Below are 24,897 nucleotides of genomic sequence, written 5' to 3'. Positions count from 1 at the left end.
TGTCAGGGGCGCTGTGTCAGGGCTGGGTGTTTCGTGCCGTCTCGATCAGTTCCCTGGAGCGCTTCACGTCGTCCGCCATCGCGACCAGGAGGGCGTCGATGGAGTCGAACTTCGCCTGGCCTCGGACGAAGGCGAGGAAGTCGACGGCGACATGCAGCCCGTACAGGTCCAGGCCGACGCGGTCGATCGCGTACGCCTCCACCGTGCGCTCGGTGCCGTCGAACGTCGGGTTCGTGCCGACGGAGATCGCCGCGGGCATCGCCTCGCCCTCGACGTGCAGCCAGCCGGCGTAGACGCCGTCCGCGGGGATCGCCGTGTGCGGGAGCGTCTCCACGTTCGCCGTGGGGTAGCCCAGTTCGCGGCCGCGCTGCGCGCCCCGGACGACGACGCCCTCGACGCGGTGCGGGCGCCCCAGGATCTCCGCGGCTCCCGTCATGTCGCCCTCGGCGATCAGGCGCCGGGTCAGCGTGGAGGAGAACGGCTCGCCGCCGCCCGCCGCACCGCTCACGTAGAGGTCGATGACGTCGACCTCGTAGTCGTACGTACGGCCGAGCTCGGCCAGGAAGTCCACGTTGCCCGCGGCCTTGTGGCCGAAGCGGAAGTTGGGGCCCTCGACGACCACGCGCGCGTGCAGCTTGTCGACCAGGACCTTGACCACGAAGTCGGCGGGCGACAGCTTCGAGAACTCGGTGGTGAAGGGGAGGATCAGCAGCGCGTCCACACCGAGGTCGGCCATCAGCTCGGCACGGCGGTGGTGCGGGGCCAGCAGCGGCGGGTGGCTGCCGGGGCGGACGACCTCGCTGGGGTGCGGGTCGAAGGTGACGACCACGGCGGGCACGCCCAGCTCGCGGGCCCGCTCCACGGCGCGCCCGATGATCAGCTGGTGACCGCGGTGCACACCGTCGTAGGAACCGATGGTGACGACGCTGCGCCCCCAGTCCTGGGGGATGTCCTCCAAGCCACGCCAGCGCTGCACTTCTTTGCTCCTCGCCGAACCCGTATTCGTCACGTACATCTGTACGTTCCCCTTGCCGATTGCGCAGGACTAAGACTGCCATGCCGACGAGTCGCGGCTCACACCGGAGGGAGTGGCGGGGGTCACTCCCCGCCGGTCCCCGGCCCGAAAGGCGCAGGCCGGGCCGGGCGAGCCGTTGCCCGCCCTCCGGACCGCCCCTAGGCGGGGACGCGCACCGCGCCCGCGAGGTTCTCGATGACGCGGCGGGCGCTGGGCCCGACCAGGGCGGCCCAGTCCTGCGGGGCGGCGGCGATCCAGCCGGTGAGGAGCGCGGCGAAGCCGGTGCGGCCACGGGCCAGGTCGACCAGGCGCCGGTCGAAGCGGGAGGCGCCCTCGGGGGTGCGCACCAGCAGCAGCCCGGTGCGGTGGACGCGCTCACGGGTGCGGTCCTCGCCGCACTCCCCCACGCCGTGCGCCACCGCGTCCAGGACGCTCTCCAGGACGGCGCAGTCCCGCTCCTGGCTGAGCAGGACGTCGAGCAGCTCGCCCCGCAGGGTGCGCGAGGCGGGCGTGCCGGGGGCGGCGAGCACGGGGGCGAGGGCGGCCCGCACCTGGACGTACCGGCTGTGCAGCAGCCCGGCCACCAGGGGGAAGAGGACGGCGCGTACGTCGGGGCCGTGGTCGAGCCGCCGGTCGATGTACGCGGCGGCGGGTCCGGCCGCCTCGGGGCGGGCCTCCAGGAGGTCGTGCACGAGGGTGGCGACGCGGCGGGCCAGGGCGGGCGTGGTCACGTCGGCGAGGCCGCACAGGACGTCGGCCGCGGCCGGTCCCGGCGCGTGCAGCCGGGCGCGGAAGGCGTCGAGGACGGGCTCGGGGTGGGTGGCGAGGGCGGCGGCCAGGGCGCTCGCGGGCAGCCGGGGGTCCCCGGCGACGAAGCGGCGCAGGGCGTGCGGCAGGTGCCGGGAGCGGGTCTGCGGGTCGTGGACGAGCAGGGCGAGCGCGGCGCCGTGCAGGGCGTCGTCGGCGGGGCGGCCGAGCAGCGCGAAGGCGGTGTACCGCAGCAGCTCCCGGTCGGCGCCGGTCCTGGCGTGCGGGGCCGCGCGCAGGGCGTGGGCGGCGGCCGCGACGCGGCGGGCGGGCCGCTCGTCGTGGGCCCAGCGGTCGACGGCGCGGCAGACCGCGGAGGGCTCCTCCTCCGCTAGCGCGGCGAGGAGTTCGTCGCCGCGGGCGTGCGCGCAGTCGACGAGGGCCTCGGTGAGGGCGTCCATGGCGCGGTGCCGGTGGGTGTGCAGCAGTGCCTGGGCGGCGGAGGCGACGGTGGCGTGCGGCGCGGCGTCCAGCGGGCGCTCGTCGGCGAACCACTGGGCGAGGTGTCGCTGTACGGGCGCCGGGTCGGCGATCAGCAGCCCGGCGACTGCGTCGAGGCAGCGGCCGGGGGCACCGGGCGGTCCGTCGTGCACGACCAGCCGCCGCAGCAGCGCGAACCGGTCGGCCTCGGCGAGCGGCAGTCCCAGCCAGAAGCCGGTGCCGAACACGCCCCGCTCGGCGAGCGGTTCGAGCACGGCGAGGTACGGGGTGGCATCGGGAACCCGCGACAACACCTCCCGCACCAACCGCCGGGCCCACCAGACGGCATCACCGTTCACCGCGTCCTGCGGGTCGGGGCGGGGGGTGGCGGGTCCGGGGGTGGCGGCGCGGGGCTCGACGGGTTCGGGGGCGGCGGCGTGGGGCTCGGGGGGCCGGGAGTCCCCGGGGCGGGGCCCGGTCGGCCCAGAGTCCGCGGGCCGACACTCCCCCGGCCCGAACGCGGCGGGGCGGGTGTCCGCGGAGCCTTGCTCGGTGGCGCGCGTGTCCGTGGGGTGGACCGGGGAGGCCGTCAGGGGGTCCGTGGGGGCGGCCGGGTGGTCCGTGGGGGCGGCCGGGTGGTCCGTAGGGTCCGTCAGGGTGTCCGTGAGCTCGGCCGGGGGGCCCGTAGGGACGGTCGGGGAAGCCGTGAGGTCGGCCGGCGGGTCCGTAAGGGCAGTCGGGGAAGCCGTCAGGGGGTCCGTGGGGGCGCCCGGGGTGGCCGTCAGGGGGTCTGTCAGGGCGATCAGGCGTGAGGCCAGTTCCGCCGCGCCGCGCTGGCGGGCCAGCAGGAGCAGGGCCTCGATCACCGGGCCGATGCGGTGGCGCGGGACCGGCACCGGGCGGGCCGGGCGCCGTCGTTGTTCCGGGACCCCTGCGGGACGCGTCGGGGTCAGGTGGCGGTGGACCAGCGCGGTGAGCGCGCCGTCGACGTCCAGATGCATGCCCTGGATCCAGTCGGCCACCTCCTCGTGCGCGAAGCGGTAACCGGTCCCGGCCGGTACGAGCAGGCCCTCGGCGAGCACGGCCGACGCCCACCCCGTACAGCCCCGGAACTCCTCGCCGCCCGCGCCGCCCGTCAGCGCGCCCCACGGGAAGACCTCTTCGAAGGCCGCCCGGTCCAGCTCGCCCTGGCCGGGTCCCAGGCAGCGCCTCGCCGCCTCGTGGACCTGCCCGGACACGGCCGCCGCGAGCCTTCGCACGGCGTTCCCGCGCAGGCCGGCCGCCGCCGCGAGCCGCACGGCGACCCGCAGGCACATCAGGTCGAGCCAGGCGGCGAAGACGTCCTCGCGCCCCGGCGCACCCGGCGGCGGGTCGTCCGGCAGCGCGGCCCGCACCTCGCAGAGCAGCCGCAGGGTCAGCGGGTGGCAGGCGTCCGCCGGGGAGAGCACGTCGTCCGGGACGCCGTACCGCGCGCGGGCCGCACCCGCCTGCGCCTGCGGCAGGTCACCGAGCCGTACGCAGCCGGGGAGCCCCGCGCCGCCGTCCGCCGGGTGCAGCGACGCCGCGTCGAAGTGGGTGCCGGCCTGTTCCCAGTACTCCGCGCGGCAGGCCACGACGAGCCGGGCACCGGTGTCCCGCAGCCACCGATCGGTGCCCGCGCTCCACGCGCCGAGGCCGTGCGCCAGTACGGGCGGCATCTCCTCGGGACCGTCGAGCAGCAGGAGCAGCGGCCGTCCCGCGTCGCGCACGAGCCGGGCCACGCGCCCCGCCGAGATGTCCCCGAGGCCCCGCTCCCCCGCGTCCCCCGCACCGGCCGGGTCCGAGGCCGCGAGGATGCGCCCCGCGCGGTCCAGCGCGCGCTCCACCGCGTCGGCGACGGACGCGTCCGTGCCCCGCAGGTCGGCGCCGCGCAGCCACAGCGTGGGCGCGGGCCGGGCGCCCTCGGCGCGCCGGGCGGCGAGGGCGGCCAGCTCGGTCGTGCGGCCGGTGCCGGGGTCGCCGACGAGGCCGAGCACGCGCGCGGGCCCGCCGGTGAAGGCGGCGAAGGCGGCGGCGACGTCGGGCCGCTCGACCGGCTCGTGGGAAGGCGCGCGGGGCCCGTCGCAGCCCGCCGATGTGGCCGTCAGCTCCAGGGCGCCCGCGAGGTTCAGGTCGTCCGCGTAGGCGGGTACGGTCGCGGCGTTGCGCGCGAGGAGCTCGGCGAGCGGGCCGCCCGGGTCGGCGGCGGCCGCGTCCCGCAGCGTCACCGCGAAGCCCGCGGGGCGGTGCGCGAAGACGTCCTGGCCGATGTCCTCGCCCTCCCCTGCGGAGGCTGCGGGGCCGGGGTCCTGCGGCAGCAGCGCTGTCCCGAGGACGGCGAGGACGGCGCCGGACGCGGCGTCCACGACCGGGCCGCCCGCGGCCCCGCCGCCCAGCCGCAGCGCGTCCGCGCCGTCCGTCCCGATGGCCAGTTCCAGGGCGGCGCCCACCAGGTGGAAGCGGTCCGTGGCGGTGTAGGTCACCGCTGCCGTGCCGAGGACCCGTGCCTCGCGCCAGCCGCGTGCGGCGATCCGCACGTAGCTGCCGGTGCGCACGGCCTGCCGGGCGGCGACCGGCAGGGGCGCAAGGCCGAGGCCCTCGGTGCGGATGAGCGCGAGATCGGCGCCGGGCAGCGGCACGACCGCGTCGGCGGGCACCACGCAGGTGCGCTCGCCCGGCGCGTGCAGGACGACGCGGGCGAGCCCGTCGACCGCTTCGTGGCTGGTGACGACCGTGCCCGTGTCGTCGGCGGCGAAGCCCGTGCCGCGCGGGCGCCCGGCGAGGTCGCAGACCCGCACCAGGGACCGGTCCGGGCGCGGGGCCGCGGCGCCGCCCGGTCCCCCGGGGTCCGCGGTGTCCCCGGCGTGTCCGGTGCCCCTGGCCCGCGGGCCGCGTCCCGCCATGCTCGAACCTCCCCACTCACCCCCGCCCTTCCGACCGTAGGTCGGGGGTGATCAGCGGAACAGAACGCGGCCCGAACGCGCCCCCTTGCGACCCCGCGGTTCACTCCGAGCGCCTGCCCGAAGGGGTGAATGGGCGGCCGTCGGTGGACACACCTCTAGTGGGGGAACCCGGTGGGGGGACGACCGGTAGGGGAAACCGGTGGGGGAAACCGGTGGGGAAAATCGTGGAGCGGCGGACCTCAAGTCCGCCGCTCCACCACGTCTCACCGCGTCACGCGAAGACGGCGAGGCTCTTGGCCTTGCCGCGCGACTCCTCCGCGAGGACCAGGAAGCGGCCCTCCGGGTCGAAGACGGCGACGGCGCCGGCCCCCGCGTACTCCTCGGGCATGTCGATCCGGACGCCGTTGAGCAGCAGCCGGCCGCGCTTGTCGTCCACGTCCCAGCGCGGGAAGGCGCGGCCCGCGGCCTCGGCCACCGGCATCACGGTCAGCTCCTCCTGGAGCTGGTCGAGGGTCCGTGCCGAGTCCAGCTTGTACGGGCCGACGCGGGTGCGGCGCAGCGCGGTCAGGTGACCGCCGACGCCGAGGTCGGCGCCGAGGTCGCGGGCGAGCGCCCGGATGTACGTACCGGAGGAGCACACGACCGAGACGACCAGGTCGAGGACGGGCGTGCCGTCCTCGGCGACGGCCTCGCGGACGTCGTACACCGTGAAGGCGGAGATCGTCACGGGCCGGGCCGGGATCTCGAAGTCCTCGCCCTTGCGGGCGCGGGCGTACGACCGCTTGCCGTCGATCTTGATGGCGCTGACCTTGGACGGCACCTGCATGATGTCGCCGGAGAGCTTGGCGATGCCCGCGTCGACCTCAGCACGGGTGATCTTCGAGGCGTCGGCCGAGGAGGTGATCTCGCCCTCGGCGTCGTCGGTGAGCGTGTCCTGCCCCAGGCGGATGGTGCCCAGGTACTCCTTCTCGGTCAGCGCGAGGTGGCCGAGGAGCTTGGTGGCGCGCTCGACGCCGAGCACGAGGACACCCGTCGCCATCGGGTCGAGGGTGCCGGCGTGCCCGACGCGGCGGGTCTTGGCGATCCCGCGCATCTTGGCCACCACGTCGTGCGAAGTGAAGCCGGACGGCTTGTCGACGATGACAAGCCCGTCCGGCGTGGTGGTGCTGCTCTTGCTCATGCGCGGGCGTCGCCGTCCGTCTCGTCTGCGTCGTCGTCCTCGGGCTTGCGGTACGGGTCGGCGCCACCGGCGAATTCGGCGCCCGCGGAGACCTCCCGCACCTTGGCGTCGGACATCCGTGCCTTGTCGAGCAGGTCCTCGATGGCCCGCGCGTTGTCCGGCAGGGCGTCGGCGACGAAGGCGAGGGTCGGCGTGAACTTCACGCCGGCGGCCTGGCCGACCGCCGACCGGAGGACGCCCTTGGCGCTCTCCAGGCCCGCGGCCGCGGCCGCGCGGTCCTCGTCGTCGCCGTAGACCGTGTAGAAGACCGTGGCCTCCCGCAGGTCACCGGTCACCCGGGTGTCCGTGATCGTCACGTGCGTTCCGAGCCGCGGGTCCTTGATCCCGCGCTGCAGCTTCTGGGCAACCACCTCTCGGATGAGGTCCGCCAGCCTTTTCGCCCGCGCGTTGTCGGCCACTGCTCCGTCTCCCTTATCCCCGGGCATTCCCTGGGCTTGTCTTGCTGTTCAATCATCGTCGCCGTGCAGCCGCCGCCGGACCGACAGCAGCTCCACTTCGGGCCGGGCGGCGACGAGGCGCTCGCACCGGTCCAGTACGTCCGTGAGATGGCTCCAGTCGCCGGACACCGCCGCGAGACCGATCTCGGCCCTCCGGTGCAGGTTCTGACCGCCCACTTCCGCCGCGCTCACCGCGTACTTGCGCTGCAGCTCGGCGACGATCGGGCGGACGACGGAGCGTTTCTCCTTCAGCGAATGTACGTCGCCGAGGAGCAGATCGAAGGACAGAGTCCCCACATACATGTGTGTCCGGATGTCCCGCCGGTACGGGGTCGAGGCCCCGCCAACCGCTTGGCAGGGACACAAGAACCGTACACGGAACGGCCGGGGCCGATCGACGGGATTTCCCCCGTCGACCGGCCCCGACGCTGACCACGCGGATCAGACTGCGCTGCGGCAGTCGATCAGCCGCGCGGCTTCTCGCGCATCTCGTACGTCGCGATGACGTCGTCGATCTTGATGTCGTTGAAGTTTCCGAGGTTGATACCGCCCTCGAAGCCTTCGCGGATCTCGGTGACGTCGTCCTTGAAGCGGCGCAGACCCTCGATGTTGAGGCTCTCCGCGATGACCTTGCCATCGCGCAGCAGGCGGGCCTTGGTGTTGCGCTTGACCTCGCCGGAACGGATGAGGACACCCGCGATGTTGCCGAGCTTGGACGAGCGGAAGACCTCGCGGATCTCCGCGGTGCCGAGCTCGACCTCCTCGTACTCCGGCTTGAGCATGCCCTTGAGGGCCGCCTCGATCTCCTCGATGGCCTGGTAGATCACCGAGTAGTAGCGGACGTCGACGCCCTCGCGCTCCGCCATCTGCGCGGCACGGCCGGCCGCACGGACGTTGAAGCCGATGACGATGGCGTCGGAGCCCATCGCCAGGTCGATGTCCGACTCGGTGACCGCACCCACACCGCGGTGCAGGACGCGGATGTCGACCTCTTCGCCGACGTCCAGCTGGAGCAGGGAGGACTCGAGGGCCTCGACGGAACCGGAAGCGTCACCCTTGATGATGAGGTTGAGCTGCTGGATCTCGCCGGCCTTGAGCACCTTGTCCAGGTCCTCGAGCGAGACACGGCGCACGCGCTTGGCGAACGCGGCGTTGCGCTCACGGGCGGCACGCTTCTCGGCGATCTGACGGGCCGTACGGTCCTCGTCGACGACCAGGAAGTTGTCGCCGGCACCCGGGACGTTGGTGAGACCGAGGACGAGGACCGGGGTCGAGGGACCCGCCTCTTCCACGTTCTCGCCCTTGTCGTCGAGCATCGCGCGGACTCGGCCGTAGGCGTCACCGGCGACCATCGTGTCGCCGACGCGGAGGGTACCGCGCTGGACGAGGACGGTCGCGACGGCACCGCGGCCCTTGTCGAGGTGGGCCTCGATGGCAATACCCTGCGCGTCCTGCTCCGGGTTGGCCCGCAGGTCGAGCGAGGCGTCCGCGGTCAGGACCACGGCCTCGAGCAGCTGCTCGATGTTGAGCCCCTGGCGCGCGGAGATGTCGACGAACATCGTGTCGCCGCCGTACTCCTCGGCCACCAGACCGAACTCGGTGAGCTGACCGCGCACCTTGGTCGGGTCGGCACCCTCGACGTCGATCTTGTTGACCGCGACCACGATCGGCACCTCGGCCGCCTTGGCGTGGTTCAGCGCCTCGATCGTCTGCGGCATCACACCGTCGTTGGCCGCGACCACGAGGATCGCGATGTCGGTGGACTTCGCACCACGGGCACGCATGGCGGTGAACGCCTCGTGACCGGGGGTGTCGATGAAGGTGATGGCGCGCTCTTCGCCGTTCACCTCGGTCGCGACCTGGTAGGCACCGATGTGCTGGGTGATGCCACCGGCCTCGCCCGCGACGACGTTCGTCTTGCGAATGGCGTCGAGGAGGCGGGTCTTTCCGTGGTCGACGTGACCCATGACGGTCACTACCGGCGGGCGGGCGATGAGGGCCTCTTCGCCGCCCTCGTCCTCGCCGAACTCGATGTCGAAGGACTCGAGCAGCTCGCGGTCCTCCTCCTCGGGGCTGACGATCTGAACCGTGTAGTTCATCTCGTCACCGAGGAGCTGCAGCGTCTCGTCGGAGACGGACTGCGTGGCCGTGACCATCTCGCCGAGGTTCATCATCACCGCGACGAGCGACGCCGGGTTGGCGTTGATCTTCTCGGCGAAGTCGGTGAGGGAGGCACCGCGCGACAGGCGAACGGTCTCGCCGTTGCCGCGAGGCAGCATCACGCCGCCGACCGACGGGGCCTGCATGGCCTCGTACTCCTGGCGCCTCTGCCGCTTCGACTTGCGACCACGACGCGCGGGACCGCCGGGACGGCCGAAGGCGCCCTGCGTTCCACCACGGCCACCGGGGCCACCGGGACGACCGCCGAAGCCGGGACGACCGCCGAAGCCGCCGCCGCCACCGGGACGACCGGCACCGCCGCCACCCGGACCGCCGGGACGGCCGGCGAAGCCGCCGCCACCGCCGCCGGGACGACCCGCGAAGCCGCCGCCACCGGGACGACCGCCGCCGCCACCCGGGCGACCGCCGCCGCCGGGACCACGGCCACCGCCGGGGCCACCACCGGGACGCGGGCCCGCGGCGGGACGCTGCGGCATCATGCCCGGGTTCGGACGGTTGCCCGCGGGGCCGCCGCCGGGACGCGGAGCCTGCGGACGGGGCATGCCGCCCGGGGTCGGACGGGCGCCGCCCTGACCCTGCGGACGGGGAGCGCCACCGGGGCCGCCCTGACCGCCCTGCGGACGCGGGGCGCCGCCGGGACCACCGGGGCCGCCGCCGGGACGCGGGGCACCGCCCGGACGGGGCGCCTGCGGGCGCGCCATGCCGGTGGAGCCACCAGAGGTGAAGGGGTTGTTGCCCGGGCGCGGACCCGCGGGACGAGCACCGCCGGGACGCGGGGCGCCACCCTGGCCGCCGGGGCGCGGAGCACCCTGACGGTCGCCGCGGTCACCACGGCCCTGACCCTGACCCTGGCCCTGGCCCTGGCCGGGGGCCGGACGGCCACCGGGCTTGGGGGCACCGGGACGGGCGCCGGGGCGCGGGGCCTGCGGCGCGGCCGGAGCGGGCGCGGACGGGGCGGCCGGCGGAGCGGTGAACTCCGGGGCGGCCGGGGCCGGCGAGGCCGGCGCGGGCTTGGGGGCCGGCGGCTTCGGGCCGGGCGTCGGGCGCGGGCCCGGGGTCGCCGGCGAGGCAGCGGGCTTCTCGGCCGCGGCGGGCTTGGGCGCCGGCGGCTTGGGCGCGGCCGGACCCGGACGGGCGGCCTGCGCGGGAGAGGGCGCCGACGGGGTCGCCGGCTTGGGGGCGGCCTGCTTGCGCGGCGCGCCGGGCTTGGCGGCGGACTTGCCGTTGCCGCCGCCCTGCTGGAATGCGTCAGTCAGTTTGCGTACCACCGGCGCCTCGATCGTCGAGGACGCAGAACGTACGAATTCACCGAGATCTTGGAGCTTGGCCATGACGACCTTGCTCTCTACTCCGAACTCCTTGGCGAGTTCGTATACCCGGACCTTAGCCACTTCGCTCCTTTTAGGTCCGGGTTACGCCGGACCGTCGCTACTTCATGGGCGTACTCATCGCGTGCTCATCGAGTGCTCATCGCAATCTCGACCTACTTCCAACTCGCGGAATACCAAGGCCGCACGGGGTTCCGTGCGACCACGTCTTACGTTGCTGCCGGCCGGTCAACCGTCTCGACGGCTCGGCGCACCGCCTCCGTGTCGAGCGGTCCCCGGGCACGGAAGGCCCGTGGGAACGCCCGGCGGCGGACCGCCAGGTCCAGACAGACCAGGGCGGGGTGTACATACGCACCCCGGCCGGGCAGCGTACCGCTTGGATCGGGGACGCAGGCGTCCTCTTTCGCCACGATGCGCAGCAGATCGCTCTTGGCCGCTCGCTCCCGGCACCCCACACAGGTGCGCTCAGGGCATGCGCGGGCATGCGTCCGGCCAGACACGCTTAAGTCTACCTCCCCGCACCGACCTCACCCCTTTGGGGCAAGAATCGAACGGCTACTCGCCACATACTGTCGTGATCGAAGCGGTGGCCGCCCGGAATTTATTCCCCCGGACGGCTTCGCCGCAGGTCCGCTACTGGTCGGCGGGCTGCTCGGTGTCGGGCCTGATGTCGATGCGCCAGCCCGTGAGGCGGGCGGCCAGGCGGGCGTTCTGCCCCTCCTTGCCGATCGCCAGCGACAGCTGGTAGTCCGGCACGGTCACCCGGGCCGAACGCGCGCCGAGGTCGACGACCTCGACCTTGCTGACGCGGGCCGGCGAGAGCGCGTGGGCCACCATCTCGGCCGGGTCGTCGGACCAGTCGACGATGTCGATCTTCTCGCCGTTGAGCTCGCCCATGACGTTGCGCACACGGCTGCCCATCGGGCCGATGCAGGCGCCCTTGGCGTTGAGGCCGGAGCGCGTCGAGCGGACCGCGATCTTGGTGCGGTGGCCGGCCTCGCGGGCGATGGCCGAGATCTCGACGGAACCGTCGGCGATCTCCGGGACCTCCAGCGCGAAGAGCTTCTTCACCAGGTTCGGGTGGGTGCGCGACAGCGTCACGGACGGGCCGCGGACACCCTTGGCCACCCGGACGACATAGCTGCGCAGGCGCATCCCGTGCGGGTACTCCTCGCCGGGGACCTGCTCCTGCACCGGCAGGATGGCCTCCAGCTTGCCGATGTCGACCAGCACGTTCTTCGGGTCGCGGCCCTGCTGGACGACACCGGTGACGATGTCTCCCTCACGCCCGGCGTACTCGCCGAGCGTCGCGTCGTCCTCGGCGTCGCGCAGGCGCTGCAGGATGACCTGCTTCGCCGTCGTCGCGGCGATGCGGCCGAAGTCCGACGGGGTGTCGTCGAACTCGCGGGGCTCCTGGCCCTCTTCGAGGTCCTCGGCCTCCTCCTTCGCCCAGACCGTCACGTGCCCGCTGTCACGGTCGAGCTTCACGCGCGCGTGGCGACGGCTTCCCTCGGTGCGGTGGTAGGCGATGAGGAGGGCCGATTCGATCGCCTCGACGAGGAGGTCGAAGGAGATCTCCTTCTCCCGGACCAGACCCCGCAGGGCACTCATGTCGATGTCCACGGCTACGCCTCCTCTTCCTTCTTGTCCTTGCGGTTGAACTCGACCTGCACGCGGGCCTTGTCGATCTCGTCGAAGGCGAGGCGGCGGGAGGTGGGCTTGCGCCCCTTCACGCCGGGCACCTCGAGGTCCAGGCCCTCGTCGTCCACGGCGAGGATGCGGGCGGTCACGTCGCCGCCCTCGGTCAGCTGGAACTTCACCAGGCGGTCCACGGCGCGGTCGTAGTGCCGACGCTCGGTCAGGGCCCGCTCGGCGCCGGGCGAACCGACCTCCAGGTCGTACTCGCCGTCGCCCATCGCGTCGGTCTCGTCGAGCTTCGCCGAGAGCAGGCGGCTCACTTCGGCGATCGCGTCGAGGTCCACGCCGTCCTCGGAGTCGATGACGACTCTCAGCACTCGCTTGCGTCCGACCGAGGCCACTTCGATCTCTTCGAGATCCAGGTCCTGGGAGCTGACGAGCGGTTCCAGTAGTTGCCGCAGCCTCTCGCTCTGGGTGGTGCTCATCCGGGTGACTCCTCGGCCGCGTGTGCTGTTGTGGGATCGTCGCGTGTCAGCTCAAAGGGTATCCGGTCCGAAGGGGTGTTGCCGCCCACGGACCGGACGCGACGGGCACGGTTCCGAGCCGCTCGCCGGTGCCGGGGTGGTCCGCGGGTACGGTGATCACCGGGCCCCTGCCCACGATCTTCCCCGCGCCGCCTCCCGTTCCTGTCCCGCCCGCGCCTTTTGGCCTTCCTTCCGAGGACGTCTGCCGTGCCGTCGTATCTCACCGCCCCGCGGTCCCGACCGGGCCCGCGCCGCAGGAGTCTGCTCACCGGGGCCGCGGGCGTCGCGTCCGCGGCGCTGCTCACGGGCTGCTCGGACTCCGCGGGCTCCGCCGACGAGCGCCCCTCCGCCGAGCAGCGGCTGCGCGCGGGGGCCGCCAAGGACAGCAGGCTGCTGCTCGGGCGCTACGACGCCGTGCTCGCGGCGCACCCCTCGCTCGCCGAGCGGCTGCGCCCGCTGCGGGACGAGGTGCAGCGGCACGTGGAGGCGTTCACGAGCGACCGCGCTCCCTCCCCCGCGACCGCCGCGCCCTCCACGGCCGCCACGCCGCAGTCCCCCTCCGCCACGCCCTCGGCCCCCGCGCCCTCGGCGGCGGCCGACCCCGAGGAGGCGGTGCGCGACCTGGCGCGGGCCGAGCGCGACCTGGCCGACCGCCGCGCCGAGGCGCTCCTCGACGCGCCCGCCGAGCACGGCAGGCTGCTCGCCTCGGTGGCCGCCGCGGGCGCGGCCCACGCCTTTCTGCTGACGGACCCGGAGGACGACAAGTGAGCGACGGCACGGCCTCGAAGGACGACGAGCTCAAGGCCCTGCAGGCGGCCCTGGGCGCCGAGCACGCGGCCGTGTACGGCTACGGCGTCGTCGGCGGCCGGATCGGCGACAAGCGCAGGCCCGAGGCGCGCACCGCCTACGACGCGCACCGCGCCCGGCGCGACGAGCTGCAGCGCGCGGTGCGCGACCTGGGCGGCGAGCCGCAGCCCGCGGACGCGGCGTACTCGCTGCCGTTCCCGGTGCCGGACTCCGCGGCGGCCGGGCGGCTCGCCACGGAGCTGGAGGACCGGGTGGCCGGGGTCTACTCCGACCTCGTCCGCGCCACGACGGGCGCCCGGCGGGGCAGCGCGGCCGCCGCGCTGCGGGAGGCGGCGGTCCGGGCGGCGCGCTGGCGGGGCGGGAGCGTAGCCTTCCCTGGGCTCGCCGAGCGGACGACACCGTCCTCCGCGGCGGCCACGCCCAAGGCGTAACGCGCTCAAGAAGGGAACGACTCGCGCATGGCTCTCGAACCGCCGCAGCGCCTCGTCACAGCACTCGGCGAGACGGCGCAGGACGGCGACGACTGGCTTCAGAAGCTGCCCGAGGCAGTCGAACAGGCCGTCGCTCTACGCGAGTTGACCGTCGAGCGGGTGCACGTGCCCGGTGGCCGCAGCAGCCTGGTGCTGATGGTGCGCCGAGCCGACGGCACGCCCGCCGTGCTCAAGCTGGTGCCGCCCCGGTCCCGGCCGCGCAGCGAGCGCGTGGCGCTGGCCCACTGGAACGGACTCGGCGCGGCACGGCTGCTCGACCCCGAGGCCACCGACGGGGCGCTGCTCCTGGAGCGGCTGCACCGGGACGTGTCCGTGCGCTCGCTGCCCGAGGCCAAGGCCCTCCTGGAGGCAGCGGGCACGCTGCGCAAGCTGTGGGTGGCGCCGCCGACCGGGCACCGCTGCGAGACGGTCGCCGAGCGGACCGGGCGCCAGGCCGAGGCCATGCGGGCCTCCGCCGGGACGGACGCCGACCTCGCGCCGCTGGTCGACGCGGCCCTCGCGGCGCGGGACGAGCTGCTCGCCGCGGACGTCGAGCCGCGGCTGCTGCACGGCACGTTCCGGCAGAGCAAGGTGCTGGCCGGGGACCGGCTGCCGTGGCTGGCCGTGGGGCCCGACCCGGTGGTCGGCGACACCGCCTTCGACCTGGCGCGGCTGGTCCGCGACCGGGTGGAGGACCTGATCGCCTCCCCCTCGGGCGCCTCGATCACCCGGCGGCGGGTGAAGAAGCTGGCGGAGTCCCTGGAGGTCGACCAGGAGCGGCTGCGCGGCTGGACGCTGTTCCGGGCCGTGGAGTCCGGCGCGCGGGCGCTGCGCGTGGGACGTCCGCAGGACGCGGAGCTGCTGCTGGAGTTCGCCGGCTGGCTGTAGGCGGCACGACGGACGCCGCGGGCACGACGAAGGGCGCACCCCGTGCCGGGGTGCGCCCTTCGTGGTGCCGGTGTCAGGCGGTGAGGCGGGCGATCGCCTCGTCGACCGGGAGCTCCTCGCGCTCGCCGGTGCGGCGGTCCTTCAGCTCCACGACGCCCTCGGCGGAGCGGCGGCCCGCGACCAGGATCTGCGGGACGCCGATGAGCTCGGCGTCGGTGAACTTCACGCCCGGGGAGACCCCGGCCCGGTCGTCCACCAGGACGCGGACGCCGGCGGCGCCCAGCTTCTCGGCGACGTCCAGGGCCAGCTCGGTCTGCAGGGCCTTGCCCGCGGCGACCACGTGGACGTCGGCGGGGGCGACCTCCTTGGACCAGCACAGGCCCTTCTCGTCGGCGGTCTGCTCGGCGAGCGCCGCCACCGCGCGGGAGACGCCGATGCCGTACGAGCCCATGGTCACGCGGACCGGCTTGCCCTCCTTGCCGAGGACGTCGAGCTGGAAGGTGTCGGCGTACTTGCGGCCGAGCTGGAAGATGTGGCCGATCTCGATGGCGCGGTCCAGCTTGAGGCCGGTGCCGCACTTCGGGCAGGGGTCGCCCGCCTCGACGACGACCACGTCCAGGTAGTCGTCGACCTCGAAGTCACGGCCGCAGACGACGTTCCTGGCGTGCTTGTCCTGCTGGTTGGCGCCGGTGATCCAGGCGGTGCCGGGGGCGACGCGCGGGTCGGCGATGTAGCGGACCTTCGCCAGGCCCTGGGGGCCCACGTAGCCGCGCACGAGGTCGTCGCGGCCCTCGAAGTCCTCGGCGGTGACGAGCTCGACCTCGGCCGGGGCCAGGTGCTCGCCGAGCTTGCCGAGGTCGACCTCGCGGTCGCCGGGGACGCCGACGGCGACGATCTCCCCGTCGACCTTGACCAGGAGGTTCTTCAGGGTCGCGGAGGCGGGGACGCCGAGGTGCTCGGCGAGCGTCTCGATGGTCGGGGTGTCGGGGGTGTCCAGGAGCTCGACCGGGCCGTGCGCGGAGCCGTCGACGGGGGTGAGCGGGAAGGTGACGGCCTCGGTGTTCGCCGCGTAGTCGCAGGACGGGCAGTCCACGAAGGTGTCCTCGCCGGCCGGGGCCGGGGCCAGGAACTCCTCGGACTTGGAGCCGCCCATGGCGCCCGCGACGGCGGACACGATGCGGTAGTCGAGGCCGAGACGCTCGAAGATCCGCTGGTAGGCGCCGCGGTGCAGGGCGTACGACTCGGCGAGGCCCTCGTCCGTGGTGTCGAAGGAGTACGAGTCCTTCATCTGGAACTCGCGGCCGCGCAGCACACCGGCGCGCGGGCGGGCCTCGTCGCGGTACTTCGTCTGGATCTGGTAGAGGATCACCGGCAGGTCCTTGTAGGACGAGCACTGGTCCTTGACGACCTGGGTGAAGATCTCCTCGTGGGTGGGGCCGAGGAGGTAGTCGGCGCCCTTGCGGTCCTTGAGGCGGAAGAGCAGGTCCCCGTACTCCTCGTAGCGGCCGGACGCCTCGTAGGGCTCCTTGGGCAGGAGCGCCGGGAGCAGCACCTCCTGGCCGCCGATGGCGTCCATCTCCTCGCGTACGACGCGGGCGATGTTCTCGTAGACCTTCTTGCCCAGCGGCAGCCAGGTCCAGATGCCGGCGGCGGTGCGGCGGACGTAACCGGCCCGGACGAGCAGCTTGTGGTTGAGCGTCTCGGCGTCCGCCGGGTCGTCGCGCAGTGTCTTGACCATCAATCGGGACATGCGCTGGACCTGGGCCATGGTGAACTCCTGCGGATGGGGGTCCCCGTGCTCGTACGAAGCCGAGAGCTCGGGGAAAGGTGGTGACAGGAGGTTAGCCGGGGGCCCGGCGTGGGCGGAAATCGGTTCTTCGGTCAGAAGCCGCGCGGCAGCGGCAGCGGGGCGCCCATCACGGCGTACGGCATGGGGGCGCTGGGGAACAGGACGCGGCGGGCCAGATCCGCGTATCCCAGGGAGCGGTAGAGGCCGCGGGCGGGGCTCTCGACGTCGATCGCGGAGAGGATCGAGCGGGGCTCCGCGACGCCTTCGGTGATGGTGGTGATGAGCGTGCGCCCGATGCCGCGGTTCTGGTGGCCGGGGTGCACGTGCAGCTCGGTGATGACGAAGGATCCGTCCAGCCAGCCGTCGAGTTCCTGGCTGCGCAGGTACGGCTCGACGACCGTCGACCACCAGTGGTGGCGGTCGTTGGGCATGCCGTAGACGAAGCCGACGAGCCGGTCGTCGGGGGTGGTCGCGCCGAACGCGCGGGCGCCCGGGTAGGTGAGGTGCCGCAGGACGATCTGGCGGCGCACGGCCACCTCTTCCTCGGACAGGCCGAAGGCGTGGGCCTGGACGCGCAGTGCGTCGTCCACGCGCGCGGCGAGGTCGAGCGGACCGATCGCGACATCGTCTGTCATGGGGCGACCCTACTTCGCACCGCTCGCGTTCAGAACAGGACGCTCATGAAGGCTCCGACCTCCTGGAAGCCCACGCGGCGGTACGCGGCCCTGGCCGCGGTGTTGAAGTCGTTGACGTACAGGCTGGCGACGGGGGCGATGTCCGCGAGGGCGTAGCGCAGGACGGCGGCCATGCCGGGGGCGGCGAGGCCGCGGCCGCGGTACTCGGGGGCCACCCAGACGCCCTGGATCTGGCAGGCCTGGGAGGTGGCGGCGCCGATCTCCGCCTTGAAGACGACCTTGCCGTCCTGGTCGAGGCGGGCGAAGGAGCGGCCCGAGCCGACGAGTTCGGCGACGCGGGCCTGGTAGAGCAGGCCGCCGTCGCCGGCCAGCGGGGAGACGCCGACCTCCTCGGTGAACATCGCCACGCACGCGGGCATGATCGTCTCCATCTCGTCCTTGCGGACGCGACGGACGTACGGGTCGGGGACGATGTCGTCCGGGAGCCGGTCGGTGACCATCAGGGGCTGCTGGGCGCGGACCTCGCGGGCGGGGCCCCAGGACGGTTCCAGGAGCCGCCACAGCTGGGCCGTGGGGGTCGCGGGGCCGACGATCGACGAACAGCGGCGGCCGGACCTGCGGGCCCGGTCGGCGAAGCCGCGGACGGCTCGCGGGGTCGCGCAGATCGGGACGAGGTTGGCGCCCGCGTAGCAGAGGGAGGCGAGCATGCCGTCCTCGTACCAGCCCCACATCTCGCCGCCGAGGCGCCAGGGGTCGAGGCCCGCCACCTGGACGCGGGCGGTCACGAAGGCGTTCGCGACCGGCTCGCGGTCGAGCACGGCGAGCGCGGCGTCCAGGTCACTCGGTTCGAGCACCCTGGTGGTGGTCTGAGTCAACACGTGCGGGGGCCTCACCATACGGTCTGCTGATCTCCGCACTGTACCTGGCGGGGGCGCCGCGTGCGGGGGCGCCTTTTCCTCGGCTCCCGGAGGCCCGGGTGGGCATGGGTGTGCCCCGGCGCTCCGGGAGCGGCGGGGCACCGGGGTGGGGGTCGGGTCAGCCCGCGACCGAGATGGTCGGCTCGCCGGAGGCCACGCCGTCCTTCTCCATCTGCTCGGCGATCTTCATCGCCTCGTCGATGAGGGTCTCCACGATCTTCGACTCGGGGACGGTCTTGATGACCTCGCCCTTCACGAAGATCTGGCCCTTGCCGTTGCCGGAGGCGACGCCGAGGTCGGCCTCGCGGGCCTCGCCCGGGCCGTTCACGACGCAGCCCATGACGGCGACGCGGAGCGGGACCTCCATGCCGTCCAGGCCCGCGGTGACCTCTTCGGCCAGCTTGTAGACGTCGACCTGGGCGCGACCGCAGGAGGGGCAGGAGACGATCTCCAGGCGGCGCTGGCGCAGGTTCAGGGACTCCAGGATCTGGATGCCGACCTTGATCTCCTCGACGGGCGGTGCCGAGAGGGAGACCCGGATGGTGTCGCCGATGCCCTCGGAGAGCAGCGCGCCGAAGGCGACCGCCGACTTGATCGTGCCCTGGAAGGCCGGCCCTGCCTCGGTCACGCCGAGGTGCAGGGGGTAGTCGCACTGGGCGGCGAGCTGGCGGTAGGCGTTGACCATGACCACCGGGTCGTTGTGCTTGACCGAGATCTTGATGTCGCGGAACCCGTGCTCCTCGAAGAGCGAGGCCTCCCACAGGGCGGACTCGACGAGGGCCTCCGGGGTCGCCTTGCCGTACTTCTTCAGGAGGCGGGCGTCCAGGGAACCGGCGTTGACACCGATGCGGATCGGCGTGCCCGCGTCGTTGGCGGCGCGCGCGATCTCCTTGACCTTGTCGTCGAACTGCTTGATGTTGCCCGGGTTCACCCGGACCGCGGCGCAGCCCGCGTCGATCGCCGCGAACACGTACTTCGGCTGGAAGTGGATGTCGGCGATCACCGGGATCTGCGACTTGCTGGCGATCGTGGCCAGCGCGTCCGCGTCGTCCTGCGTGGGGCAGGCGACGCGCACGATCTGACAGCCGGAGGCCGTCAGCTCCGCGATCTGCTGCAGCGTGGCGCCGATGTCGGACGTGCGCGTCGTCGTCATCGACTGGACCGAGACCGGCGCGTCCCCGCCGACGGCCACCGCGCCGACCTGGATCTTGCGGCTGACCCTTCGGTCGGCGAGCTTGGTCGGAACGGACGGGATTCCGAGCGATACGGCAGTCATCTGGCGAGCATCCCCAAGAGTGTGGATCACAGAGTGTGAATCTAGGTCCCGAGATCGGCGGGCTCCAGGTTTCGAGAGTACGGGACCCCACCCGGCCCGAGCACATCACGTCCGGAAGACCACCCAATGGTGGGCGGCCCGGCACAAAAGGTGCCGGGCCGCCGCGAACGTCGCGTGCTCAGGAAATTCTCACCGGGTTCACCACGTCCGCGATGAGCACCAGGATCGTGAAACAGATGAAGATCCCCGCCACCACGTAGGCGACCGGCATCAGCTTGGCCACGTCGAAGGGGCCCGGGTCGGGGCGGCGGAGCACCTTCGCCACGTTCCGGCGGACGGACTCCCACAGGGCGCCCGCGATGTGTCCGCCGTCCAGCGGGAGCAGCGGCAGCATGTTGAACAGGAACAGCGAGAGGTTGAAGCCCGCGATGAGGAACAGCATCATCGCGATCTGGTTCTCCGGCGGGATGTCCAGGGTGAACACGTCGCCGCCGACGCGGGCCGCGCCGACCACGCCCATCGGGGAGTCCTGCTTGCGCTCGCCGTCACCGAACGCCGCGTCCCACAGGTCGGGGATCTTGGACGGCAGGGCGATGATCGACTCGACGCCGTTCTCCATCATGTCGCCCATGCGGTCCACGGACTGGCCGAAGGACTGCTGGACGATGCCGGTGGCGGGCGTGAAGCCGAGGAAGCCGGCGTAGACGTACTTGCCCTCCACGTAGGCGCCGTCGCCGTCGGTCTTGGTGACCTGGTTCTTGATCAGGTTCGCGTGCAGGTCGAGCCGCTTGCCGTCGCGCTCGACCGTGATGGTGGCCGGGCCGATGGTCTCGCGGATCTTCGACTGGAGGGCGGACCAGTCGTCGACGGACGCGCCCTGGAAGGCGACGATCTTGTCGCCCGGCTTCAGGCCCGCGGCCTTGGCGGGCGCCGCCTTGTCGCCCGCCGCGCACTTGGCGCGGTTCTCGCTCTGCTGGATGACGCAGTCCGAGACCTTGCCGACCTGGGTCGTCTGGCTGCTGATGCCGAACGTCATCATCACGCCGAGGAAGATCGCCACGGCGAGGATCAGGTTCATGAAGGGGCCCGCGAACATCACGATCACGCGCTTCCAGGGCTTGCGCGTGTAGAAGAGGCGGCTCTCGTCGCCGGGCTCCAGCTCCTCGAACGCCGCCGAGCGGGCGTCCTCGATCATGCCGCGCCACGGGGACGTCGACCGCGCCTCGATGCGGCCGTCGGCCCCGGGCGGGAACATGCCGATCATGCGGATGTAGCCGCCGAGCGGGATCGCCTTGATGCCGTACTCGGTGTCGCCCTTCTTGCGCGAGAAGATGGTCGGGCCGAAGCCGACCATGTACTGCGGCACCCTGATGCCGAACATCTTGGCGGTCGACAGGTGCCCCAGCTCGTGCCAGGCGATCGAGAAGAGCAGCCCGATCACGAAGACGACTATCCCGAGGATCATCATCAAGGTCGTCATGCACGAGCCTCCGCGGTCGTCTTTGCTGCCAGTTCACGTGCCCGAGCACGTGCCCAGGTCTCCGCTTCGAGGACGTCGTCGACGGTCAGGGAGGTTCCCGGCCCGCCGGTGCCGGGGACACCGTGTTCCTCCACGGTCCTCGTCACTGTCTCCATGATGCCGTTGAAGGGCAGCGCGCCCTTCAGGAACGCGTCGACGCACTCCTCGTTGGCGGCATTGAACACCGCCGGAGCCGTGCCCGCGAGCTCCCCCACGTGCCGGGCGAGGGCGACCGACGGAAAAGCCTCGTCGTCGAGGGGGAAGAACTCCCAGCTGGACGCCTTCGTCCAGTCGAAGGCGGGCGCCGCGTCCGGCACCCGCTCGGGCCAGCCGATGCCGATGGCGATCGGGCCCCCCATGTCGGGCGGGGTGGCCTGGGCGAGGGTCGAGCCGTCGGTGAACTCCACCATCGAGTGCACGTACGACTGGGGGTGGACGACGACCTCGATGCGGTCGAAGGGGATGTCGTAGAGGAGGTGTGCCTCGATGACTTCAAGACCCTTGTTGACCAGCGTCGCGGAGTTGACGGTGATGACCGGGCCCATCGCCCAGGTGGGGTGCGCCAGCGCGTCCTCGGGGGTGACGTGCGCCAGGTCGGCCTTCGTCCGTCCCCGGAAGGGGCCGCCGGACGCGGTGACGACGAGCTTGCGCACGTCCGCGCGCGTGCCGGCCGCGAGCGCCTGGAAGAGGGCCGCGTGCTCGGAGTCGACCGGGATGATCTGACCGGGCTGGGCCAGCGCCTTCACCAGCGGCCCGCCGACGATCAGGGACTCCTTGTTGGCGAGCGCCAGCGTGCGGCCCGCCTTCAGGGCGGCCAGCGTCGGGGCCAGACCGATGGAGCCGGTGATGCCGTTGAGCACCGTGTGGCAGTCGGAGGCGGCGAGCTGCGTCGCGGCGTCGGGCCCGGCGAGGATCTCGGGCAGCGCCTCCCCCGCGCCGTACTGCGCACCGAGCGCCTCGCGCAGCGCGGGCACGACGTCCTCGCGGGCGACCGCGACGGCCCGCACGCGCAGCCTGCGGGCCTGCTCGGCGAGGAGGCCGACGCGGCCGCCCGCGGCGGACAGCGCCGTGACGCGGAAGCGGTCGGGGTTGCGCAGGACGAGGTCGATGGCCTGGGTGCCGATCGAGCCCGTGGAGCCGAGGATGACGATGTCCCGCGGTCCCGACCCGGTCGTGCCGGAGACGGGGTCGAAGACGAGATGCGGGTCGGCGAGGGGGGATGGGCTGTCGCTCATCCCCCTATTGTGGCCGCAACCCGCGCCAGGCCCGACAGCGCGGGCCCGTACGGGGTGTACGTGGCGCGCGCCGGGGGTCACCGTCCGGTGCGGCGGTCGTCCGGCCGGCCGCTCCCGGGCCGCGCCGCGGAGTCGCGCCCGGCCGTGTCGCCCGCCGTGTCGCCGGCCGTGTCGCGGGCCGCCTCGAAGTGGCCTTCCAGGACGCCTTCCGCGGTGTCGACCGTCGGGGCGCTGTAGCGCAGGGGGCCGCTGTCCTTGCGGGCCCCCAGGCCCTCGGCGCTGATCTCGACGGCGTCCCGGGCGAGCTGCTCGCGCTGCTCGACTCGGACCTCCAGGTGGAACAGGAAGCCGACGGACTCCTCCTTGATGGCGTCCATCATCGCGCCGAACATCTCGAAGCCCTCGCGCTGGAATTCGAAGAGGGGGTCCCTGCCGAGGTAGGACCGCATCCAGATGCCCTCCTGGAGGTAGTCCATCTCGTAGAGGTGCTCGCGCCACTTGCGGTCCAGGACGGAGAGGACCACGCGGCGCTCCAGCTCGCGCGTGACGTCCTCGCCCAGGGCGCTCTCGCGCTCCCCGTACCGCGCGTGGATGTCCTCGGTCAGCGCCTCGCCGACCTGCTCGGCGGTGACGTCCGCGCGGGCCCCGGCCGCCTCGTCGAGCTCCTGCGGGGTGACGCCCACCGGGTAGAGCTGGCGGCAGGCGCTCCACAGCCGGTCCAGGTCCCACTCCTCGGCGAAGCCCTCGGCGGTGGCCGCCGTGACGTACGCCCCGACGGTGTCGTCCATGAAGTGGCGGATCTGTCCGCGCAGGTCCTCGCCCGCGAGGACGCGGCGGCGCTCGGCGTAGATGAGGGCGCGCTGGCGGTTGAGGACCTCGTCGTACTTGAGGACGTTCTTGCGGGTCTCGAAGTGCTGCTGCTCGACCTGGGACTGGGCGGAGGCGATGGCGCGGGTGACCATCTTGTTCTCGATGGGGACGTCGTCGGGGACGTTGGCCATCAGCATGACGCGCTCGACCAGCTCGGCGCGGAACAGCCGCATCAGGTCGTCGCCGAGCGAGAGGTAGAAGCGGGACTGGCCGGGGTCGCCCTGGCGGCCGGAGCGGCCGCGCAGCTGGTTGTCGATGCGGCGCGACTCGTGCCGCTCGGTGCCCAGGACGTAGAGCCCGCCGAGTTCCCTGACCTCGTCGTGCTCGGCGGCGGCCGCGGCCCCGATGCGCTCGCGGGTCGCGCGGTAGCCGTCGGGGTCGTCCTCCGGGGTGTGGCCGGCCGCCCGGAGCTCGGCCTCGGCCATGGCCTCCGGGTTGCCGCCGAGCATGATGTCGGTGCCGCGGCCGGCCATGTTCGTGGCGACGGTGACGGCTCCCCTGCGGCCCGCCTGCGCGACGATCTGCGCCTCGCGGCGGTGGTTCTTGGCGTTGAGCACCTCGTGCCGGACGCCGCGCCGGTGGAGCAGGGCGGAGAGGTGCTCGGACTTCGCGACGGAGACGGTGCCGACGAGGATCGGCTGGCCGGTGCGGTGGCGCTCGATGATGTCGGCGACGACCGCGTCGAACTTCACGGTCTCGTCGCGGTAGACGACGTCGGGCCGGTCGGCGCGGACCATCGGCCTGTTGGTCGGGATGGGCACGACGTGCAGCTGGTAGATCTGGTGGAACTCGGCGGCCTCGGTCATGGCCGTGCCGGTCATTCCGGAGAGCTTCTCGTAGAGGCGGAAGAAGTTCTGCAGGGTGATCGTGGCGAGCGTCTGGTTCTCGTCCTTGACCGTGACGCCCTCCTTGGCCTCGATGGCCTGGTGGACGCCTTCGTTGTAGCGGCGGCCGGCGAGAATGCGGCCGGTGTGCTCGTCGACGATCAGGACCTCGCCGTCGGAGACGACGTAGTCCTTGTCCCGCTGGAAGTGTTCCTTGGCCTTGAGGGCGTTGTTCAGCTGTCCGATGAGCGACGTGTGGGCCGAGTCGTAGAAGTTGTCGATGCCGAGCTGGTCCTCCAGGAATTCCACACCGCTGTCCAGGACGGCGACGGTGCGTTTCTTGGGGTCGTACTCGTAGTCGTACGCGGTGCGCAGCTCGGCGAGTTCCAGCTTGCGCTGCGGGGTGGTGAACTTCTCCTCCTGGATGGCGATGCCCCGCAGGGTGCGGGCCGCCGCGGCGAAGAATCCGTACCAGTGCGTGGGCTGGTCGGCGGGGCCGGAGATGATCAGCGGGGTGCGGGCCTCGTCGATGAGGATGGAGTCGGCCTCGTCGACGATCGCGAAGTGGTGTCCGCGCTGCACCAGTTCGCCCTGCGACCAGGCCATGTTGTCGCGCAGGTAGTCGAAGCCGAATTCGTTGTTGGTGCCGTACGTGATGTCGCAGGCGTAGGCGGCGCGGCGTGCGTCCGGGCTCATCTCCGCCCTGATGACGCCGACGGTCAGGCCGAGGAACCGGTAGGCGCGGCCCATCCACCGGGCGTCGCGCGCGGCCAGGTAGTCGTTGACCGTGACGAGGTGGACGCCCTTGCCGGTGAGGGCGTTCAGGTAGACGGGGAGCGTGGCGGACAGGGTCTTTCCCTCGCCGGTCTGCATTTCGGCGACGGTGCCGAGGTGGAGTGCGGCGCCGCCCATGATCTGGACGTCGAAGTGGCGCATGCCGAGGGTGCGCCGGGCGGCCTCGCGGACGGTCGCGAAGGCCTCGGGGAGCAGCTCGTCGAGGGTCTCGCCGTCGGCGTACCGCTGTCGGTACTCGTCGGTGAGGGAGCGCAGTTCGGCGTCGGTGAGCCGCTGCATGTCCTCTTCGACGGAGTTGACCTGGTCCCTGACGCGTTCGAGCCTGCGCAGCATTCGGCCTTCGCCGGCGCGCATGATTCTT

The 24,897-nt window shown here is 72.8% G+C and carries 19 protein-coding genes; 3 read left to right on the top strand and 16 right to left on the bottom strand.

What is annotated here, in order from left to right:
- Positions 1 to 16 precede the first annotated feature (16 nt).
- The 9 genes from ACFYXE_RS06715 to rimP all read right to left on the bottom strand — a co-directional run bounded on the left by ACFYXE_RS06715 (position 17) and on the right by rimP (position 12,472).
- On the bottom strand, positions 17 to 976 hold the full coding sequence (locus tag ACFYXE_RS06715; protein WP_361180576.1) for a bifunctional riboflavin kinase/FAD synthetase: 960 nt from the start codon (positions 974 to 976) through the stop codon (positions 17 to 19).
- A gap of 197 nt (positions 977 to 1,173) precedes the next feature.
- Positions 1,174 to 5,163, bottom strand: a complete 3,990-nt coding sequence (locus ACFYXE_RS06710; RefSeq protein WP_389309382.1) for a trypsin-like peptidase domain-containing protein — start codon at positions 5,161 to 5,163, stop codon at positions 1,174 to 1,176.
- A gap of 271 nt (positions 5,164 to 5,434) precedes the next feature.
- Positions 5,435 to 6,343: a tRNA pseudouridine(55) synthase TruB gene (gene truB, locus ACFYXE_RS06705; protein ID WP_389309379.1), complete on the bottom strand. Its 909-nt coding sequence runs from the start codon at positions 6,341 to 6,343 to the stop codon at positions 5,435 to 5,437.
- On the bottom strand, positions 6,340 to 6,801 hold the full coding sequence (rbfA, locus tag ACFYXE_RS06700) for a 30S ribosome-binding factor RbfA (protein WP_361181406.1): 462 nt from the start codon (positions 6,799 to 6,801) through the stop codon (positions 6,340 to 6,342). Before rbfA ends, truB begins: the two co-directional genes overlap by 4 nt.
- A gap of 48 nt (positions 6,802 to 6,849) precedes the next feature.
- Positions 6,850 to 7,143 carry a DUF503 domain-containing protein gene (locus tag ACFYXE_RS06695; protein WP_361181404.1) on the bottom strand — a complete coding sequence of 98 codons (294 nt, stop codon included), beginning with the start codon at positions 7,141 to 7,143 and terminating at the stop codon, positions 6,850 to 6,852.
- Positions 7,144 to 7,304: 161 nt separating this feature from the next.
- Positions 7,305 to 10,412, bottom strand: coding sequence for a translation initiation factor IF-2 (gene infB, locus ACFYXE_RS06690; RefSeq protein ID WP_389309375.1), 3,108 nt, complete (start codon positions 10,410 to 10,412; stop codon positions 7,305 to 7,307).
- 146 nt (positions 10,413 to 10,558) lie between these two features.
- The gene (locus ACFYXE_RS06685; protein ID WP_361178097.1) at positions 10,559 to 10,849 is read right to left on the bottom strand and encodes a YlxR family protein; all 291 of its coding nucleotides are present in this window, start codon (positions 10,847 to 10,849) and stop codon (positions 10,559 to 10,561) included.
- 133 nt (positions 10,850 to 10,982) lie between these two features.
- Positions 10,983 to 11,972: a transcription termination factor NusA gene (nusA, locus tag ACFYXE_RS06680; protein ID WP_361178094.1), complete on the bottom strand. Its 990-nt coding sequence runs from the start codon at positions 11,970 to 11,972 to the stop codon at positions 10,983 to 10,985.
- Between the two features lie 2 nt (positions 11,973 to 11,974).
- Positions 11,975 to 12,472, bottom strand: a complete 498-nt coding sequence (gene rimP, locus ACFYXE_RS06675; protein WP_361178092.1) for a ribosome maturation factor RimP — start codon at positions 12,470 to 12,472, stop codon at positions 11,975 to 11,977.
- Between the two features lie 246 nt (positions 12,473 to 12,718).
- Between rimP and ACFYXE_RS06670 the strand changes: the two genes are divergently transcribed.
- Genes ACFYXE_RS06670 through ACFYXE_RS06660 form a run of 3 tightly spaced genes read left to right on the top strand, consistent with a single transcriptional unit; the run spans position 12,719 to position 14,676 of the window.
- On the top strand, positions 12,719 to 13,279 hold the full coding sequence (locus ACFYXE_RS06670) for a hypothetical protein (protein ID WP_389309371.1): 561 nt from the start codon (positions 12,719 to 12,721) through the stop codon (positions 13,277 to 13,279).
- The gene (locus ACFYXE_RS06665; RefSeq protein WP_361178087.1) at positions 13,276 to 13,749 is read left to right on the top strand and encodes a ferritin-like domain-containing protein; all 474 of its coding nucleotides are present in this window, start codon (positions 13,276 to 13,278) and stop codon (positions 13,747 to 13,749) included. Before ACFYXE_RS06670 ends, ACFYXE_RS06665 begins: the two co-directional genes overlap by 4 nt.
- A 27-nt stretch (positions 13,750 to 13,776) precedes the next feature.
- Positions 13,777 to 14,676, top strand: a complete 900-nt coding sequence (locus tag ACFYXE_RS06660) for an aminoglycoside phosphotransferase family protein (protein ID WP_389309369.1) — start codon at positions 13,777 to 13,779, stop codon at positions 14,674 to 14,676.
- A 73-nt stretch (positions 14,677 to 14,749) separates the two neighbouring features.
- Here ACFYXE_RS06660 and ACFYXE_RS06655 read toward each other — a convergent pair whose 3' ends face one another.
- The 7 genes from ACFYXE_RS06655 to secA form a co-directional block, all read right to left on the bottom strand.
- Positions 14,750 to 16,444, bottom strand: a complete 1,695-nt coding sequence (locus ACFYXE_RS06655; RefSeq protein ID WP_361178082.1) for a proline--tRNA ligase — start codon at positions 16,442 to 16,444, stop codon at positions 14,750 to 14,752.
- A gap of 113 nt (positions 16,445 to 16,557) precedes the next feature.
- Positions 16,558 to 17,100 (bottom strand): GNAT family N-acetyltransferase, encoded by a 543-nt coding sequence (locus ACFYXE_RS06650; protein WP_361178079.1) that lies wholly within the window; start codon positions 17,098 to 17,100, stop codon positions 16,558 to 16,560.
- A gap of 29 nt (positions 17,101 to 17,129) precedes the next feature.
- Positions 17,130 to 17,978, bottom strand: coding sequence for a GNAT family N-acetyltransferase (locus ACFYXE_RS06645; protein WP_361178077.1), 849 nt, complete (start codon positions 17,976 to 17,978; stop codon positions 17,130 to 17,132).
- A gap of 157 nt (positions 17,979 to 18,135) precedes the next feature.
- Positions 18,136 to 19,293 (bottom strand): flavodoxin-dependent (E)-4-hydroxy-3-methylbut-2-enyl-diphosphate synthase, encoded by a 1,158-nt coding sequence (ispG, locus tag ACFYXE_RS06640; protein ID WP_361178075.1) that lies wholly within the window; start codon positions 19,291 to 19,293, stop codon positions 18,136 to 18,138.
- A gap of 178 nt (positions 19,294 to 19,471) precedes the next feature.
- On the bottom strand, positions 19,472 to 20,773 hold the full coding sequence (locus ACFYXE_RS06635; protein WP_389309364.1) for a M50 family metallopeptidase: 1,302 nt from the start codon (positions 20,771 to 20,773) through the stop codon (positions 19,472 to 19,474).
- Positions 20,770 to 22,047 (bottom strand): 1-deoxy-D-xylulose-5-phosphate reductoisomerase, encoded by a 1,278-nt coding sequence (gene dxr, locus ACFYXE_RS06630; RefSeq protein ID WP_389309361.1) that lies wholly within the window; start codon positions 22,045 to 22,047, stop codon positions 20,770 to 20,772. The genes ACFYXE_RS06635 and dxr overlap by 4 nt, the downstream gene beginning before the upstream one ends.
- Positions 22,048 to 22,124: 77 nt before the next feature.
- A complete protein-coding gene (gene secA, locus ACFYXE_RS06625) occupies positions 22,125 to 24,890 on the bottom strand; it encodes a preprotein translocase subunit SecA (protein WP_389309607.1) in 2,766 nt (921 codons plus the stop codon).
- Positions 24,891 to 24,897: the final 7 nt, after the last annotated feature.

It is taken from the genome of Streptomyces sp. NPDC002564, assembly GCF_042889645.1.
GTDB lineage: Bacteria > Actinomycetota > Actinomycetes > Streptomycetales > Streptomycetaceae > Streptomyces.
The sequence above is the reverse complement of the archived record's forward strand: the minus strand, read 5'-3'. Positions and strand labels throughout refer to the sequence as shown.

Excerpts from the sequence above, each read along its gene's own strand:
- ACFYXE_RS06710 (WP_389309382.1), bottom strand. The coding sequence starts at position 5,163 with ATGGCGGGACGCGGCCCGCGGGCCAGGGGCACCGGACACGCCGGGGAC.
- truB (WP_389309379.1), bottom strand. The coding sequence starts at position 6,343 with ATGAGCAAGAGCAGCACCACCACGCCGGACGGGCTTGTCATCGTCGAC.
- ACFYXE_RS06695 (WP_361181404.1), bottom strand. The coding sequence starts at position 7,143 with ATGTATGTGGGGACTCTGTCCTTCGATCTGCTCCTCGGCGACGTACAT.
- rimP (WP_361178092.1), bottom strand. The coding sequence starts at position 12,472 with ATGAGCACCACCCAGAGCGAGAGGCTGCGGCAACTACTGGAACCGCTC.
- ACFYXE_RS06660 (WP_389309369.1), top strand. The coding sequence starts at position 13,777 with ATGGCTCTCGAACCGCCGCAGCGCCTCGTCACAGCACTCGGCGAGACG.
- ACFYXE_RS06655 (WP_361178082.1), bottom strand. The coding sequence starts at position 16,444 with ATGGCCCAGGTCCAGCGCATGTCCCGATTGATGGTCAAGACACTGCGC.
- ACFYXE_RS06650 (WP_361178079.1), bottom strand. The coding sequence starts at position 17,100 with ATGACAGACGATGTCGCGATCGGTCCGCTCGACCTCGCCGCGCGCGTG.
- ispG (WP_361178075.1), bottom strand. The coding sequence starts at position 19,293 with ATGACTGCCGTATCGCTCGGAATCCCGTCCGTTCCGACCAAGCTCGCC.
- ACFYXE_RS06635 (WP_389309364.1), bottom strand. The coding sequence starts at position 20,773 with ATGACGACCTTGATGATGATCCTCGGGATAGTCGTCTTCGTGATCGGG.
- dxr (WP_389309361.1), bottom strand. The coding sequence starts at position 22,047 with ATGAGCGACAGCCCATCCCCCCTCGCCGACCCGCATCTCGTCTTCGAC.
- secA (WP_389309607.1), bottom strand. The coding sequence starts at position 24,890 with ATGCGCGCCGGCGAAGGCCGAATGCTGCGCAGGCTCGAACGCGTCAGG.